Here is a 16,840-nt window from a genome sequence, read left to right as displayed (position 1 = left end):
ATACTCAAGCAATAAAAGCCCCGTCTGAAATTTCAGGCGGGGCTTTTTACATTTCGAAGCGTTAGTATCTGAATAAAAAAGCGGCAGACACCAGCGAAAATTGTAATTTGCGAGCATCGGAACGGAGCGTACTGATCGTACGTGAGTACCGAAGCACAGAAAATTGCCATTTGCAGCCAAGTCGGGCGACTTTTAGATCAGATACTCAGATTTTATTGACGCGGATTTCATTCCCCCACGGGTCTTCAATCACGCGGGTCATCACATCACGCGTATCACTGATCTGCACGAAAGACAGGCCACTGCGGTCAAGGTCACGTTTACCGGCACCAGCGCTCTGCCAGATATTATTGGCAATGTGGTGGTGATAACCGCCGGAAGACAGAAACACCGCCTTTGATCCGTATTTGGCAACAGTGTCGAAATCCAGCTGCTCATGCCACCAGTCATCCGCAGGCTGTATCTGGCCGACACGCAAATGCACATGGCCGACAACCGTCCCTTCCGGTGCTTTTGTCCATTCTGCCGGATCACTCTTCAGCTCCTGCAAAAGGCCATTCACATCCATAGCATCAGTCACCATATGCACCTGATCGCCGTTCCATTTCCAGGTATCCGGCGCACGGTCGGTATAAATCTCAATACCATTACCATCAGGATCAGTCAGATAAACCGCTTCACTCACCGCATGGTCAGAGGCACCGGCAACCGGTAACTGTTTGTCGATCGCACGTCTGATCCAGCGCGCCAGATCAGCACGTTCAGGCAGCAAAAAAGCTGTATGAAACAAACCGGCACTGCGCGGATCTTCAGGCTTCAGCGCTGAAGATTGCTCAATTTCCAGCAATTCCCGCCCGCCGGCGCCAAGAATAATCGAAGAGTCGCGACGTGCCATTTCGCGCAGACCGACAATGTTTTCATAATATTGCGCCAGCGTTTCAGCATCGCGTGATTTCAAACCAACGCGTTCAACATAAGCCGGACGTGTAACTGCAAATGGTAATTTACTCATCAAATTCATCCCCGTTCATGTACCGCGAAATAGTCTGCTGACATTTAAAACAGGCGTAGCGGTTACTCTCAGATAACCTATACATCGCTCTATCTCTGATAAGTTGCAATGCTCAGGCGAGCAAACACGCTGTTCACATTTTGAAGCACAATAGTTTGATTATCGCCTTAATTGTCCACATTGAGGAGACAGTTCAACACCCTGAAAAACCCGCACAAGCAATCAGAGTATACCCGAACTCAAGTATCTTCACTCTCTCTATTTTCAGCCAATAAAAAGCCCCGCTCTTGGCGGGGCACTGAAAAATTATGAGTGAGCGGTCAAGGGATTGCGTCTTGAGAAGCGAAGAAGACAAGCATCAAAGCGACCTTAAATTTGTGCGAAATCTGCTCTGACTGACCAAAATCCCCCTATTATTAAGGGCATTCCTGATCCCGTACAAAGCGAGCTTTTACAAAACCATGCAATATACCATCTTCATAAGAATAGCTGATCGGGCACCAGCGCTGTCCCCAAGGAATTGTTTTCGGACCACACTCGCCTTTAAGAGCCAGTACACCATAATTGTTTGCAGGAATTGAAATGACTATTCTGCTCTGTGCGGATGGTTTCGCACGCACATTCAACGCATCACCGGCTGCAACATTCACAACACGAAGACATCCTGGGCCTGTTGTTGCCTGCGCCGAAATCGGAAACGTAATGAGAGCCAAAGCAATCATGATGGATTTTGAATTCATACCTGACTTCCTGTGATCAATTATAGTCCGTTATTATAACATCCAAAAATGTACTGAGCCTGAACACATTCTGCTGAGGTCATGCCTTGCACTTAAATCAGCACTTTTGTTAAGTTTTAAAGATATCTGATTATCTCATTTGTTTACACTTTTGATACCTGAAGGTTATACGCCCCACCGTATCAAGATAAACAAAATATGATTGAGGTAAAATGTTAGGGCGTATTCTAAATGGTGTTGAGCGTAAATATCTGATCCGTGCCTGGTTAATTGGTGCTTGCTTTTTTGCTCTGATGGTAACGGTAGCACTTCAGGCTAAAAATGGTGCTCAGTTCGCCCCGCTTCTATATTTTGCAGTCTGCACGATCATGTTCCCCTTCTCAAAACTCGTCTGGGATGAGCTGAAAAACCTCATCATGGGTCAAAATATATTCTTTATGAATGCACTGATCCTGATGCTCCTGAAAGTCTTCATCAATGCGCTGCTATGGGGCTTTGCACCATTCGTAGCCATAATTGGTATCGGATATATCTGGTATCAGACAAAATCGAATGCTTGATAGCAATCTAAACAAAACAAAAAGGCAGCCTTTGAGCTGCCTTTTAAATGACCAAAAGCTATATTTCATTGCAAGGCCAGCCCCCTCAGGAACACGCGCAACCTGTAAAGCGGGAACATGGCGACAACGCATGAACTTGCCGTAATATACGAGCGGACATCGACAGAGATGACTGAACACGATACAAGAAAAGCCAACAAAGACATCTAGCGAAACAAGCTGCGAACAAACTTTACCTGCACCATAAAACCAAGTGCGGGAAGTGACGTAGCAAACAGAATGAAATTAATAGCTGAAAATGAAAGTTAAAGACGCAGATATTCTCATCATCCCCGGCTACACCAATTCGGGGCCTGATCACTGGCAGACACGCTGGGAGAACAAGCTCTCCACCGCACGCCGCGTTCAGCAGGCTGAGTGGTCAAAACCTGTCCGTGAAGACTGGGTAGCCTCGCTTATCAGGCATGTGGATGAAGCGACCAAGCCGGTTGTCCTCGTTGCCCATTCATTGGGTGTGCCCACTGCTGTTCATGCTATTCCGCAGATTAAGGACAAGGTGGCAGGTGCTTTCTTTGTTGCGCCGCCAGATGTACTGGATGAAACCATCCGCCCGAAACATCTGATGACCTTCGGCCCTTACCCGCGTGAACGCCTGCCGTTTCCGGCGATTACCATTGCCAGCCGCAATGACCCGTTTTCAAAATTTGAAGCTGCGGAAGATATTGCAGGCGCCTGGGGTTCACTGCTGATTGATGCCGGTGAAGCCGGTCATATCAACACGGAATCCGGTCACGGCCCTTGGCCTGAAGGTACAATGGTATTCACTCAGTTCTTGTCAAAACTCTGAGAACAAAAAAGCCGCCGGAAATTCCGGCGGCTTTTCATTTTCGTGTCACACCTCGTCCCACGCGTTCAGCATGGCAGAGGCACCGGCAGCCAGATATCCCCTATCTGAAGCCAGCGTTACAAAACTGAACCCCAAAGCCTGATAACGCTTGGCAAAGGCTGAATTCGGCGCATAAATTCCGGCAAGTTTGTTACTTGCTGCGGCCTTCTTGGCAATTTGCGTCAGCGGCTCAACAATGGCCTCAGAAAACGGATTGGCTTCGCGGCCATTGCTCCATGCGATGGAAAAATCCGCAGGCCCAACGAATACACCATCAATACCGCGCACAGCCAGAATAGCATCCAGCGCCTCAAATGCCGCACGGGTCTCAATCATAGCGAAGCTCAAAGTCTCCTGATTGGCAGCCAGTAAATAATCATTGGAACCGGGTTGGCCATAGCTGATTTCACTACGCAGCGGTCCCCATGAGCGCTCTCCGACTGGCGGGTATTTCATTGAAGCGGCAAAAGCTCTGGCTTCCTCCGCTGAATTGATCATCGGCGCAATCACCGCATTGGCACCAAAATCGAGCGCACGGCTGGCCGTATCAAACCGGCCGACAGGAATACGCACAATCACCGGCTTGCCTGCCGCTTTAACCGTGCCAATCCCCTGACAGATACTGCTTTCTGTATGCGAGCCATGCTGCATATCCATTGTCACCGCATCAAACCCCAGAGCGCTGATATTCTCCAGCAACAGCGGGTCGGAGATAGTGCTCCATGCGGAACGGATTGTTTCGCCGGAGCGCAGTCTGGCGGACAGAGAAGCGGATGAAGTCATGAATGCACCTGTGAATGACATAAATTCCGGATAGCTCAAGAACCCCGATCTTAGAGCGCAGCAGGAATTGCGTCTACAGCCTGCCACAGAAAATAAAATCGCCGTGCGAAACAATCCGCACGGCGATTCTCAAAATCAAACGTATCAATGCAAATGTCAGCCCAACTCAGCTAACGGCGCATATTACAGTTTTATTCTGCGCTGATTTGCTTGGCCGCTTCTTCCAGCAGATCCAGCAACTGCACGCGCAACTCCGCATCACTCACATTCACGGATGCTGCGTTAAAATCAGCCGTAACTTTACGGATAACATCCTCATCACCGGCTTCTTCAAAATCTGCACGCACAACTTCAGCCGCATAGGCCTGCGCATCTTCGCCCGATTTGCCGAGTTTTTCTGCCGCCCAAAGGCCAAGCAGCTTGTTGCGGCGAGCAACAGCGCGGAACCGCAAGTCTTCGTCATGGGCAAATTTCTTCTCAAATGTATTGCGACGTTCGTCCATTCCGCTCATAGGTCCCTCACATATCAAATTGTCGTTCAGATTATAATTGAGATTACAATTCCGGCATAGTCCCCAGCAAAATCACGCAGTTGTGAAGCACTGTAAACCGCATATAGGGCTGACTTTGTGACACAACCAGAGGCTGCGCACAGAAAAAGCATAAAACAATCACTGAAAAACAACATCGCGGCATAAAGGATGATTGTTAAAACCTGACATTTGCGCTAGGGAACGCAGACATTGCGGCTGCAGTGGCCGCATTATTGAAACATCGGGCCTGAAACAACAGGTAAGACAATTCGTCTCGAAACGGTCTCAGCAAACCCCAGAGGTTCCTAAACCCCATGAATCGACGCCGCCGTATTTACGAGGGCAAGGCCAAGATCCTTTACGAAGGACCGGAGCCAGGCACGCTCATTCAGTTTTTCAAAGATGACGCAACCGCTTTCAATGCCAAGAAGCATGAAGTGATTGATGGCAAGGGAGTGCTGAATAACCGCATTTCCGAATATATTTTCACGCAGCTGAACAAGATCGGTATTCCGACCCACTTCATCCGCCGTGTAAATATGCGCGAGCAGCTGATCAAAGAAGTCGAAATCATTCCGCTGGAAGTTGTCGTGCGCAATATTGCTGCCGGCTCGCTTGCCAAGCGTCTGGGGATTGAAGAAGGCACCGTTCTGCCGCGTTCAATCATCGAATTCTACTACAAAGCTGATGCGCTCGACGATCCTATGGTTTCCGAAGAGCATATCACAGCTTTCGGCTGGGCCAGCCCTGCGGAGCTTGATGATATTATGGCGCTTGCCATCCGTATCAACGACTTCCTCACCGGTCTGTTCCTCGGCGTCGGCATTCAGCTGGTCGATTTCAAGATCGAATGCGGCCGTCTGTTCGAAGGCGACATGATGCGTGTGGTTCTGGCAGATGAAATTTCGCCGGATTCAGCCCGCCTCTGGGATGTCGCGACGAATGAGAAAATGGACAAAGACCGTTTCCGCCGCGATATGGGCGGTCTGGTTGAGGCCTATCAGGAAGTGGCACGCCGTCTCGGCATTATGAACGAGAACGAGCCGCCACGCCCTACCGGCCCGACACTGGTCAAGTAACGTCATTTCAACCCGGGAGGTTTGCCGCTTTCCGGGTTGTGTATTTCAGGCAGTATCTTAACCGGATGTTGCACACTCCCTCTTAAAAAATACAGGATAACAAAGTGATTAAGGCACGCGTCACCGTCACACTGAAAAACGGCGTTCTCGACCCACAGGGTAAAGCTATTGTCGGCGCTCTTGGCAGCCTCGGCTTTGATGGCGTCAACTCTGTCCGTCAGGGCAAGGTTTTTGATGTTGTTCTCGATACCGCAGACAAGACAAAAGCTGAAGCAGAGCTGAAAGCCATGTGCGAAAAGCTTCTCGCCAATACGGTTATTGAAGATTACAGCTTCGACATCGCCTGATCTCTTTATTTTGGCGCCATAAAACGCCATATTTAAAAGAGCAATTAAAGCAGCTAAGGCAAAAGTGGAAACCCTCACGGGTAATCAGCGCACCGGCAGTTCACCGGACTGATTTTTTCCTGCTCCGTCTGTCTGAAACTGCGTTGGATTAAAAGAGAGTAATCTGCATTATGAAATCAGCAGTTATCCTTCTTCCCGGCCTGAATCGCGACCGCGACATGATCGCGGCGCTGACCAAAATCGGCGGCAAAGCACCGCAGACTGTATGGCAGACCGATACAGAAATTCCTGATGTTGACCTGATCGTCATTCCGGGCGGCTTTTCCTACGGTGATTACCTGCGCTGCGGTGCGATTGCCGCGCGTATGCCTGTGATGCAGGCGCTGCGCAAAAAGGCTGAAGCCGGCGTGCGCGTCATCGGTGTCTGCAACGGCTTCCAGATTCTGCTTGAAGCAGGTTTGCTGCCGGGTGCGCTGATGCGCAACACATCGCTGAAATTCGTTTGCCGCGAAGTCAAACTCGAAGTCGCTAACAATCAGACTTCGTTCACCCGTGGTTATGAACAAGGCCAGATCATCCGCAGCCCTGTAGCACATCATGACGGCAATTATTTTGCTGAAAGCGATGTTCTGAAGTCCATTGAAGATAATGGTCAGGTCGTATTCCGCTATGCGGAAGGCACCAATCCAAACGGCTCGATCAATGACATTGCCGGTATCACCAATGCACAAGGCAACGTGCTCGGCATGATGCCGCATCCGGAAAACCTTATTGAGCAGGCACATGGCGGCACAGACGGCCGTGCATTGTTTGCGTCGGCTCTGGATCGCCTCGCTTCGTAATCAAGTTCCGCCCGCATAGTGCTTTACGGTTATGCGGGCGCGCTTTTTGATTACTTCTTTGACAGGTCTCAGGTTTGTCTCAACAACAATCCTATGGTCTGATGACATCAGCATAACGGGAGGAAGTACTAATGAAGCTCTATAATAAGCCTTTATCACCTTACTGCGCCTTTATCCGCATTATTGCTGAGGTCAAAGACCTGCCGCTCAAACTGATCGATGCCCCTGCCGGACCACCGTTGCCGGAAAGCTTCCGTGAAATTTCACCGATGCGCCGTATTCCGGTTCTGGTTACCGGCTCCGGTGAAACCCTGTTTGAAGCCTCTGTCATTGCTGAATATCTGGAAGAGCGTTTTCCGGAAAAACCGATGATGCCTGCAGACCCTAAAGACCGGGCTCAGATTCGCATTATTATGCGTCTGCTTGATCTTGACGTGCTGCCTTCAATCATCCCTGTTTTGCTCGCAGGCCCTGCTTCGCTGCAATCTGCGGAAAAGACGGCTAAAATCTCAACCCATGTCCGCCATGCTTTGCAGACAGTTGAGGCGCGTATCTCCTCCGGCCCTTATGCGCTGGGTGAAGAAGTAACACTGGCTGATGCATGGCTTGCACCAACACGCTTCCTGCTGGAAAGCCTGCGCCACTTCCCCGGCTACGAGGCTATTCTGGAAGATTGCCCTAAGATCGAAGGCTACAAAGCCAATGCTGAAGGCATTCCGGAAATTGCTGCCGTATTGGGCGAGATGCAGGATGCCAGAAAAGCACTGGCGAAAGCCAGCTAAACCCTTGAAATATGCAAAGCCTGACAAGGAACTGTCAGGCTTTGCAATTGTTTAAATGCCATACCATCATTGCCCTGCGGAGCTTTGCCTTTAATGAAATTGACGCATGTAATTCTACTGGCACTGTCTGCAGGTGTTTTAAGCGGTTGTCTGGCTTCAAAAAAGCCTTCATCACCTGCTGCTGTTGCGGTCAGTCATTCCGCATTGGCAACTATGGAGCGCGTAGCGCTCGGTGCCAGACAATGCTGGTTTAAATCCGGTGACCCTCAGTTTCGTCAATATACGCTGGCGCCGGAACTGGTTTCCTACACCGGCCGCCCGCGCATTCTGGTCGTCCCTGCAAAGAACCCGAATGACCGGCCTTTGCTGGTTGTACAGGCAGAAGGCAATCCGGGACGGATGGAGCGTTTTGGCCCGTTAATGCAAAGCCCGCTTTCGGAACGCATTGAGCGCGATACAGCGCGCTGGGCTTCCGGACAAAAAAGCTGCTAACCGACTAAGCCAGCGAAGCTGGCGGCACATAAGAATTAAGCATCAAACCTATCACATATCCGAGCTCCGGCTCATAGATCAAAGAAGACAGCGACACCGATATGGACAGCAAAAAGTCAATCCGTAATGATTACCCGATCACACCGGAACTGATTGCCTCACACGGCCTCAAGCCCGACGAATACCAGCGCATTCTTGACCTGATCGGTCGTGAGCCAAGCTTTACGGAGCTGGGTATTTTCTCGGCGATGTGGAACGAGCATTGCTCGTATAAATCATCCAAGAAATGGCTGCGCACTCTGCCGACAACCGGCGCTCGCGTTATTCAGGGCCCGGGCGAAAATGCCGGTGTTGTTGATATTGATGACGGCGATTGCGTAGTTTTCAAAATGGAAAGCCACAACCACCCGTCTTATATCGAGCCTTATCAGGGCGCAGCCACCGGCGTTGGCGGCATTTTGCGTGACGTATTCACGATGGGTGCCCGTCCTGTTGCAGCCATGAATGCCCTGCGCTTCGGTGAGCCTGACCATCCGAAAACCCGCCACCTCGTATCCGGCGTTGTTTCAGGCGTTGGCGGCTACGGCAATGCCTTCGGCGTGCCTACTGTTGGCGGTGAAGTCGAATTTGATGCCCGTTATAACGGCAACATCCTCGTCAATGCTTTTGCTGCCGGTCTGGCAAAGTCCGATGCGATTTTCTATTCCAAGGCTGAAGGCGTTGGCCTGCCGGTCGTTTATCTCGGTGCAAAAACCGGTCGTGACGGCGTTGGCGGTGCAACAATGGCATCCGCTGAATTTGACGAATCGATTGATGAAAAGCGCCCTACTGTTCAGGTCGGCGATCCGTTCACCGAAAAATGCCTGCTTGAAGCCTGTCTTGAACTGATGGCTTCCGGCGCGGTTATCGCCATTCAGGATATGGGCGCTGCCGGTCTCACCTGCTCCGCCGTTGAAATGGGCGCCAAGGGCGATCTCGGCATTGAACTGAACCTCGACACTGTACCGGTGCGCGAAGAGCAGATGTCTGCCTATGAAATGATGCTCTCGGAAAGTCAGGAACGTATGCTGATGGTGCTGCGTCCTGAACAGGAAGCAGAAGCACAGGCGATCTTCAAAAAATGGGGTCTGGATTTTGCTATCGTTGGCAAAACCACCGATGATCTGCGTTTCCGCGTGTTCCATCAGGGCGAACAGGTTGCCGATCTGCCGATCAAAGAACTCGGCGATGAGGCTCCGGAATATGATCGTCCGTGGACACCGGCTGTTGCGCCAAAACCACTCGCTGCCGATGATGTACCGGCTGCCGATATTGCAGACAGCCTGATCATGCTGCTCAATTCTGCAAACGGTTCATCCCGCCGCTGGGTCTATGAACAATATGACACGCTGATTCAGGGCAACTCCCTGCAATTGCCGGGCGGTGATGCGGGTGTGATCCGCGTTGAAGGCCATGAAACCAAAGCTCTGGCTTTCTCGTCAGACGTTACTCCGCGCTATGTGGAAGCAGATCCGTTTGAAGGCGGCAAGCAGGCTGTAGCCGAATGCTGGCGCAACCTGATAGCAACCGGCGCAACACCGCTTGCATCAACAGACAACCTCAATTTCGGCAATCCTGAGCGTCCTGAAATCATGAGCCAGCTGGTTCATGCGATTAAGGGTATCGGCGAAGCCTGCCGCGTACTGGAATTCCCGATCGTTTCCGGCAACGTATCGCTTTACAACGAAACCAATGGTCAGGGCATTCTGCCGACACCAACCATCGGCGGCGTTGGCCTGATCAAAGATTGGTCGAAAATGGCACGCATCCGCTTTGCGGCTGAAGGCGAAGCCATTCTGCTGGCTGGCGCACCGGAAGGCTGGGGCACGCATATTGCCCAATCCGCCTATATGCGTGATGTGCATAACCGCACTGACGGCCCTGCTCCGCATGTTGATCTGGCGCATGAAAAAGCGACCGGTGACTTCGTTCGCAGCCTGATTGAAGATGGTCTGGTGACTGCCGTTCACGATTGCTCATCGGGCGGTCTGGCACAGGCTGTGGCTGAAATGGCAATCAAAGGTGAGATCGGCGCAACCATCAATGAACCGGCTGCACATAATCCTGTTCTCACTTTCTACGGTGAGGATCAGGGTCGCTATGTGCTGACAGTGACAGAGGGCAATTTGGCTCAGGTGCAGGCGCGCGCTGAAAAAGCAGGCGTTTCCGCACCAATGATCGGTCGCACCGGCGGTAAAGCTGTTATTCTCGGCTCTGCGAAGGCAGTGTCGGTTGAGCAGTTGCATCAGGCCTATGAATCATGGTTCCCTGACTATATGAACGGGGAAATCTAATACCGGTATTTATACCCGTTAATAAAAGAGCCTGCGTCTTGAAACACCGAGACGCAGGCTCCAATTTAAATGTGTATCCCAAAAAATCTGTAACGGCTTTTGGACAAGATACACGCCCAATCAAAGAATTAGAGCGAGCGCAGTGGATTAGCTTAGACGCGGCACGCTCTGATCAGAAAAAATGCTCTCGGAGGATTTTAATATGGCTATGGCACCTGGTGATATTGAAGACATGATCAAGGCAGGCATTCCCGGCGCTGTTGTCAGCATCCGCGACCTTGCCGGTGACGGTGATCATTACGCTGCCGAAGTCGTTGCGGAAGCCTTTCGCGGAAAGACCCGCGTTCAGCAGCATCAGATGGTTTATGACGCCCTCGGCGGCAATATGGGCGGCGTTCTGCACGCATTGGCATTGCAGACCCGCGCACCGGAATAACAATTCGTTGAGCCTGAGTGCAAAACATGCAATCAGGCTCACAAAACAACCTGCGGCAACAGGCGTTCTGGAAGATAGTTCCCATATCGCTTAAAAAGCAGCCGAAATTTAAAGCCTAACTCTGGCGGAATTTGTCCCGCCGGTTATGAAAGGATCCTCCCATGAGCGGTATCAACGCCCTGATCGAGAATGAAGTTAAAAGCAACGATGTTGTGCTTTTCATGAAAGGCACACCGGATTTCCCGCAATGCGGTTTCTCCGGTCAGGTTGTGCAGGTGCTGGATTATATCGGCGTCGATTATAAAGGCATCAATGTTCTGGCTTCGGATGAAATCCGTCAGGGCATCAAGGAATTTTCCAACTGGCCGACTATTCCTCAGCTCTATGTTAAGGGCGAGTTCATCGGCGGCTGTGATATCGTGCGCGAAATGTTTCAGGCCGGTGAATTGCAGGCTCTGATGACAGAAAAAGGCATTGCCACAAAGGCAGCCTGATCCGCATCAGCGACTACACAAAAACGTGATCACAGAAAAACGGCAGAGTTTCTGCCGTTTTTCTTTTTTTAAACTATTAAATAGAATTTAGCCGTCAGGTCAGATTGCGATCTTCGCAAATCCCTATATGTTGGCAACTGTCGGCCAATAAAATTGCTTCGTTAGAAAAATGAACTAAACAGCTTGCTTAAACAGCGATCAATTTTACCGATTTAAACATTTTCAAAAACCATTTATCTGCGGCACCGCCTTCACAAAGGTGCGTAATCCCGCTGCGAGTAAATGTCTCCCTGATGTTTCAGGCACAAGATTGCGAACGCCCCTGTATCCGGCTTTGAGGTTGCACGGCTTTCGCCCCTTATTGATGCGCAGATATTTAAATATTTCTGCGCTCCTGTTCCGAAATCATTCCAGCTTCCGGAACATCGCTTCAGTGTCCGGCCGAAGACAATATCGGCAGCAGATATTGTTACGACCAATCCTGCTGTTCACTGATCCGCAAATATATTTTTCCGGCAATGTTTCTGGCCGGATAAGGCATGACAACAAATGAAAAGTGAACTCCCCGCAGGTGTATCATCTGCATCCGGCAACCAAGCTTCTGATGGTTTCAAACTGTCGAAAGTGGAATTCATTGCCCTGATCGCTGCGCTGATGGCTATCAACGCGCTGGCGATTGACGTGATGCTGCCCGCGCTTTCCGAAATCGGCTCGTCGCTCGGGGTTCTCACCCCGAACCATCACCAATATGTCGTCACGGTCTACTTGTTCGGTTTTGCAGTCTCGCAACTCCTTTATGGCCCGATCAGTGACCGTTTCGGCCGTAAAAAGCCCTTACTCATCGGCATTGGTATCTATGTCGTCACGTCTCTGGCCTGTGTCTGGGTGCCGGAATTTAATATGCTGCTGGTCTTGCGCTTCCTGCAAGGCATCGGTGCAGCAGCTACCCGTGTGATGACCGTCTCCATTGTCCGTGACCGTTATTCCGGCCGCGCTATGGCTGAAATCATGTCGCTCGCCATGATGGTCTTTATGATCGTTCCGGTGATTGCACCGGCAACCGGTGAGGTCATTCTGATCTTCTCCGAATGGCATATGATTTTCGGCTTTATGGCTTTGTTTGCCTGTGTCATCGGCTTCTGGGCTTATTCCCGCATGCCGGAAACACTGGCACCGGAAAACCGGCGCCCTTTCACTGCCAAGTCCATTATCAGCGGCTTTGGCATCGTCATCGGCAACCGCGTGGCATTCTGCTACACGCTGGCCGCATCTTTTATGCTCGGCTCATTGTTCGGCTTCATTAACTCTGCCCAGCAGATTTATGTCGGAATTTATGACCTAGGCAGAGGCTTTCCGCTGGCTTTTGCCGCTGTTGCGGCTTTCATGGCACTGTCAGCCTTTCTGAATTCACGGATGGTCGGCCGCTTTGGCATGCGTCGTATTTCACAAGTGCTGCTGATTACCTTTATCAGCCTCAGCCTGCTGCTGTTCCTGCTGTCGGTTTTCTTTGAAGGGCCTGTGCCGTTTCCGATTTACATCGTGATTTTTGCACTGATCATGTTCTGCTTCGGCTCAATCGGTGGTAATTTCAATGCGCTGGCTATGGAGCCACTGGGGCAAGTCGCAGGCACAGCCTCATCCGTTCTCGGCTTCGTACAGTCACTGACAGGCGCAGCGATTGGTATGCTGATTGGCCAGTCCTTCAACGGAACAACCGTGCCAATGGCGCTTGGCTATTTCATTGTCGGTGCTATCGCGATGGTGTTTGTGCTGATTGCGGAACAGGGCAAACTATTCCGCGCGGTATCTCCTTCACCGCAGCATGTGGTTGAAAAATAAACCAAAGGAAAAGGCCGCATTTAGCGGCCTTTTTTTATTATTATCTCTGATTACTTCTGCCACAGCGCCTGTTTGATCGCCTGCCAGCTGTCTTTATCCGGTGCGATAATCAACCCGCCATCAACATGACCGGGCATATAGGCACTGCCGTCAAACCGCGCAGTATAACCACCGGCTTCCTGATGGATCAGATTTCCCGGCAGATGATCCCAAGGCATCAGCTTGTTATAGACCGCAAAATGCGCAGAACCGGTGGCGATCACGCGATATTCATGCGCTGCACAGCGATAGCCGAGATGCGAGAGAAACTTCGCCTGATTACCGGCAACCAGCGTGCGATCAGGTTCCGGCAGATATTGCCAAGACACACAGCCGGTCATTTCCTTGAGCGCCGGTGCTTTAGCAACTTGCACTTTGTGCTCACTGCCGTCGGCACGACGGATATAGCTCCCTGCGCCTTTAACGCCGATCAGCCAGTCACGCCCCATCGGATCATAAATAATACCGGCAACTGTCTCGCCCTTGATATTCACGGACAGCATGACACCAAACAGTGGCACACCGGATGCGAAATTGAATGTGCCATCCACCGGATCAATGGTGAAAGCCAAATCAGCAGAATTCAGACCATCCAACAGCGCCGGATTATCACTGCATGCTTCTTCACCAACAATCATCGCACCGGCAAAGCGCTCACGCAGAGCCGCTGTAATCACCTTTTCCGAATTCACATCAGCTTCAGTCACCAGATCAGCGGCAGAGGTTTTCTGACGGATATCACAGCTATCCAGTCTGCGAAAACGCGGCAGAATTTCAGTATCAGCGGTCGAGCTGAGCAAATCGGCCAGCCAGTTAATCTCATGATGATCGAACATAGTCTGCTTCCGTTATTCTTCTGAGGAGGAGGATAGTTCCGGTGCTACGAGCGACGCGAAATCAAAAATCTTACGATCCAGCAAATGGCTCGGGCGCACATTGGCCAGCGCGCGGATCATCGTATCTTTACGACCCGGCATACGCTTTTCAATATCGGTCAGCATCGCCTTCATCATATTGCGTTGCAGGCCGTCCTGACTGCCGCACAGATCACAAGGGATGATCGGGAATTCCATTGCTGAAGCAAACTTTGCCAGATCATCTTCTGCCGCATAGGCAAGCGGGCGCAGTACCAGCAGATCACCTTCATCATTCAGCAGTTTCGGCGGCATCGATGCCAGACGACCACCATGAAAGAGGTTCATAAAGAAAGTTTCTAGAATATCCTCGCGGTGATGACCGAGAACCAGCGCCGAGCAGCCCTCTTCACGCGCAACACGGTAGAGATTACCGCGACGCAGACGGGAGCAAAGCGCGCAATAGGTTTGAGTTTCCGGCACCTTATCCGTCACGATCGAATAGGTATCCTGATATTCAATGCGATGCTCGATCTGATTTTTGATCAGATAATCCGGCAGGATATGTTTCGGAAAATTCGGCTGCCCCTGATCCAGATTGCAGGCAAGCAATTCCACCGGCAGGAGACCGCGCCATTTCAAATCCAGCAGCAGCGCCAGAAGGCCATAGGAATCTTTACCCCCAGATAGCGCCACCAACCAACGGTCGCCCGGGCGCACCATTGCGAAATCATCCATCGCCTGACGGGTCTGGCGCAGCAAGCGTTTACGAAGCTTGTTAAAGCCGACAGAAGACGGGACATTGCGGAACAGCGGATGACAACCCTCACCGCTCATATCCTCGTCACTCATCGAGGCATAATCATCCAGTTCCTGACTGATATCAGAAACCGGCGCAGGCTTAGCTGCATTGTCCTGCAAGTCTGAACCCGCATCACCGTTCAGGGCTGTGTCGTGAATATTCATAAATATCTCTGCTGCAAAAACTGCTGTTAGAGCATCGAATAAAGCGAACTGCCCCTGTTCGCAACCAAGAAGCGGCCTCACAGCCGCCTCTCGATCATAAATTTCATTCAGAGTGTCTGTTATACTTCTTCATCACCTCAATCAGGCGATCATGAGGGAGTGCGTATGAGATATTATCATCGCGTCCTTTCATGGTTTCCGCAGCAATCATCGCATTGATAATCGCCTCTTCGGTTGCCAGTGCAGTAGCATGAATGAGCGGATCCATTTTATTATTGGAAACCATTTCCATTTTGGTGGTTTCTTCACGGCTGAAAGCATCGGGATTAGCCGTTGAGAAAGCAATAAAAATATCACCGCTACCATTCGCGCCAAAACCGCCAACGCGACCAAGACCAACAGAAACACGGCGTGTCAGCCGCTTAAGCTGATGCGGAAGCAGTGGTGCATCGGTTGCTACAACCACGATAATCGAGCCGCTTTCCTCACGCGTCCATGACGTATCCTGCATCAACTCGGTGATTTCCGCACCAACAGGAACACCGGCGATCATCAGATCCTGACGTCTGCCGAAATTGCCCTGCACCAGCACGCCGACAGTATACCCGCCCTCTTCATCATTCAGTTTCCGCGAAGATGTGCCCGTACCGCCTTTAAAATGGAACAGGTTCATACCGGTACCGCCGCCGACATTGCCTTCAGCAATTTTACCGCCTGTGGCATTATCCAGCGCGACATAGACATGCTCTTTTTTCACATGCATGCCGTTGATATCATTCAGGATACCGTCCCATGTTTCAGCTACCACCGGCAGCAGCCAGTAAAGGTCTTTGAAATGCGGGCCAGTCAGATCATTATCAATCAGCCATGAAACAACGGAATCCCGCACCACACCGACGCTATGGGTGTTGGTGATGGCAATCGGCCCTTCCAGAAAGCCGCTTTCCTCGATCCATGTCGTGCCGGTCATCTCGCCATTGCCATTGAAAGATGTCCAGCCGGCAAAGACCGGATTGAATGTCTTTCCGCGCGGCAGAATGGCAGTCACCCCCGTGCGCGCAGGCCCTTTACCGGTTTCGAGCTTACCCTCACCCTCAATAATCGTCGAGTAACCGACGGTCACGCCTTCAACATCGGTGATAGCGTTATTCGGACCGGTTTTCCCTGTGAAAGGAATACCCAGATCGCGTGCGCGCGGTTTATGCGATGTGCTTGTCATTAAAACTATTTCCATATTCTGCAATCAGCGCAATTTCAGAACAAGCAGGAGCCGCCTCCGTCCAAAATTACGCTTAACAAAAGAAACTCTGTTCCTTTGTTTTGATCCATGAGAACCCTCCGTGGCGATATTTTTAATGCTCCCCGATACCACCGCGCGCATATAAGCATCGCAATTTTGTCAGCGCAATCGCTTTCATCCCGCCATTACCGGCAGGTTTATTTCGTCATCATAATGCGGGGGGAGATAGGTAACGGCTCATCTGCCGAAAAAACAGGTTTTATGAAACAAATAAAAACATACAAAAATGCCCTGCCGCTCACTTATTTTGGCGCGCAGGGCTTTTGATTGGGGTTCATCCCATTTTGCCGGTAGTCATTCGCCGGCAAGCGATCAGAAGGCTGCCCTAAAGGCAGAGTATCTGCAGAAATGATAGATTGTTGCTCTTTCAGTAAAACCACACTTCAACTTTCATTTGTGATAGTCGGCTCTGAACCGCAGATATAGCATTCAGCTATAATTTCCAGAACCATTCCACTTTCAACAAATCCAATATCATGGTTGTTTATCGCACGAAGCGGATAAACCGGCAGATATTTTCATT

At 50.8% G+C, this 16,840-nt stretch carries 17 protein-coding genes and 1 pseudogene; 11 read left to right on the top strand and 7 right to left on the bottom strand.

The genetic code is table 11. From position 1 onward, the window contains the following. Positions 1 to 205: 205 nt before the first annotated feature. Positions 206 to 1,003, bottom strand: a pseudogene (locus P8H26_RS00925) (VOC family protein); the annotation flags it as partial. Positions 1,004 to 1,428: 425 nt separating this feature from the next. Next, on the bottom strand, positions 1,429 to 1,752 hold the full coding sequence (locus P8H26_RS00920) for a hypothetical protein (RefSeq protein ID WP_289630972.1): 324 nt from the start codon (positions 1,750 to 1,752) through the stop codon (positions 1,429 to 1,431). Between the two features lie 212 nt (positions 1,753 to 1,964). On the opposite strand from P8H26_RS00920, the gene P8H26_RS00915 reads away from it, so the two are divergent. Further along, on the top strand, positions 1,965 to 2,312 hold the full coding sequence (locus tag P8H26_RS00915) for a hypothetical protein (protein ID WP_289630971.1): 348 nt from the start codon (positions 1,965 to 1,967) through the stop codon (positions 2,310 to 2,312). Positions 2,313 to 2,610: 298 nt separating this feature from the next. Then, positions 2,611 to 3,159, top strand: coding sequence for an alpha/beta hydrolase (locus P8H26_RS00910; protein WP_289630970.1), 549 nt, complete (start codon positions 2,611 to 2,613; stop codon positions 3,157 to 3,159). Between the two features lie 45 nt (positions 3,160 to 3,204). On the opposite strand, the gene P8H26_RS00905 is transcribed toward P8H26_RS00910, so the two are convergent. Both P8H26_RS00905 and P8H26_RS00900 read right to left on the bottom strand, forming a co-directional pair. Next, on the bottom strand, positions 3,205 to 3,981 hold the full coding sequence (locus P8H26_RS00905) for an HpcH/HpaI aldolase/citrate lyase family protein (protein ID WP_289630969.1): 777 nt from the start codon (positions 3,979 to 3,981) through the stop codon (positions 3,205 to 3,207). A gap of 191 nt (positions 3,982 to 4,172) precedes the next feature. Continuing rightward, positions 4,173 to 4,493, bottom strand: coding sequence for a DUF1476 domain-containing protein (locus tag P8H26_RS00900; RefSeq protein ID WP_289630968.1), 321 nt, complete (start codon positions 4,491 to 4,493; stop codon positions 4,173 to 4,175). Positions 4,494 to 4,828: 335 nt separating this feature from the next. Between P8H26_RS00900 and purC the strand changes: the two genes are divergently transcribed. The 9 genes from purC to P8H26_RS00855 all read left to right on the top strand — a co-directional run bounded on the left by purC (position 4,829) and on the right by P8H26_RS00855 (position 13,158). Beyond that, positions 4,829 to 5,593, top strand: a complete 765-nt coding sequence (purC, locus tag P8H26_RS00895) for a phosphoribosylaminoimidazolesuccinocarboxamide synthase (RefSeq protein WP_289630967.1) — start codon at positions 4,829 to 4,831, stop codon at positions 5,591 to 5,593. A gap of 104 nt (positions 5,594 to 5,697) precedes the next feature. After that, positions 5,698 to 5,940: a phosphoribosylformylglycinamidine synthase subunit PurS gene (gene purS / locus P8H26_RS00890; protein ID WP_289630966.1), complete on the top strand. Its 243-nt coding sequence runs from the start codon at positions 5,698 to 5,700 to the stop codon at positions 5,938 to 5,940. A 170-nt stretch (positions 5,941 to 6,110) separates the two neighbouring features. Continuing rightward, complete coding sequence (gene purQ / locus P8H26_RS00885; protein ID WP_289630965.1) at positions 6,111 to 6,782, top strand: phosphoribosylformylglycinamidine synthase subunit PurQ; 672 nt, start codon at positions 6,111 to 6,113, stop codon at positions 6,780 to 6,782. A gap of 131 nt (positions 6,783 to 6,913) precedes the next feature. Then, complete coding sequence (locus tag P8H26_RS00880) at positions 6,914 to 7,564, top strand: glutathione S-transferase family protein (protein ID WP_289630964.1); 651 nt, start codon at positions 6,914 to 6,916, stop codon at positions 7,562 to 7,564. A 93-nt stretch (positions 7,565 to 7,657) separates the two neighbouring features. Then, positions 7,658 to 8,056, top strand: a complete 399-nt coding sequence (locus P8H26_RS00875; RefSeq protein ID WP_289630963.1) for a hypothetical protein — start codon at positions 7,658 to 7,660, stop codon at positions 8,054 to 8,056. 101 nt (positions 8,057 to 8,157) lie between these two features. Beyond that, positions 8,158 to 10,389, top strand: a complete 2,232-nt coding sequence (purL, locus tag P8H26_RS00870; protein ID WP_289630962.1) for a phosphoribosylformylglycinamidine synthase subunit PurL — start codon at positions 8,158 to 8,160, stop codon at positions 10,387 to 10,389. A 202-nt stretch (positions 10,390 to 10,591) separates the two neighbouring features. After that, positions 10,592 to 10,825 carry a BolA/IbaG family iron-sulfur metabolism protein gene (locus tag P8H26_RS00865; RefSeq protein ID WP_022711527.1) on the top strand — a complete coding sequence of 78 codons (234 nt, stop codon included), beginning with the start codon at positions 10,592 to 10,594 and terminating at the stop codon, positions 10,823 to 10,825. A 161-nt stretch (positions 10,826 to 10,986) separates the two neighbouring features. Further along, positions 10,987 to 11,319 carry a Grx4 family monothiol glutaredoxin gene (gene grxD / locus P8H26_RS00860; RefSeq protein WP_289630961.1) on the top strand — a complete coding sequence of 111 codons (333 nt, stop codon included), beginning with the start codon at positions 10,987 to 10,989 and terminating at the stop codon, positions 11,317 to 11,319. A 615-nt stretch (positions 11,320 to 11,934) separates the two neighbouring features. Beyond that, a complete protein-coding gene (locus P8H26_RS00855) occupies positions 11,935 to 13,158 on the top strand; it encodes a multidrug effflux MFS transporter (RefSeq protein WP_289631218.1) in 1,224 nt (407 codons plus the stop codon). Positions 13,159 to 13,208: 50 nt separating this feature from the next. Here the strand turns inward: P8H26_RS00855 and P8H26_RS00850 are convergent, their stop codons facing one another. The 3 genes from P8H26_RS00850 to P8H26_RS00840 all read right to left on the bottom strand — a co-directional run bounded on the left by P8H26_RS00850 (position 13,209) and on the right by P8H26_RS00840 (position 16,236). Beyond that, the gene (locus P8H26_RS00850; RefSeq protein WP_289630960.1) at positions 13,209 to 14,033 is read right to left on the bottom strand and encodes an inositol monophosphatase family protein; all 825 of its coding nucleotides are present in this window, start codon (positions 14,031 to 14,033) and stop codon (positions 13,209 to 13,211) included. Positions 14,034 to 14,045: 12 nt separating this feature from the next. Beyond that, positions 14,046 to 14,903, bottom strand: a complete 858-nt coding sequence (gene ttcA, locus P8H26_RS00845; RefSeq protein WP_289631217.1) for a tRNA 2-thiocytidine(32) synthetase TtcA — start codon at positions 14,901 to 14,903, stop codon at positions 14,046 to 14,048. Between the two features lie 217 nt (positions 14,904 to 15,120). Further along, positions 15,121 to 16,236, bottom strand: a complete 1,116-nt coding sequence (locus P8H26_RS00840; protein WP_289630959.1) for a P1 family peptidase — start codon at positions 16,234 to 16,236, stop codon at positions 15,121 to 15,123. Positions 16,237 to 16,840 lie beyond the last annotated feature (604 nt).

Origin of the sequence: Pseudochrobactrum sp. sp1633 (genome assembly GCF_030376605.1) — a bacterium.
GTDB lineage: Bacteria > Pseudomonadota > Alphaproteobacteria > Rhizobiales > Rhizobiaceae > Pseudochrobactrum.
Note: the sequence above shows the minus strand (reverse complement) of the source record. Positions and strands in the feature narration are given on the sequence as shown.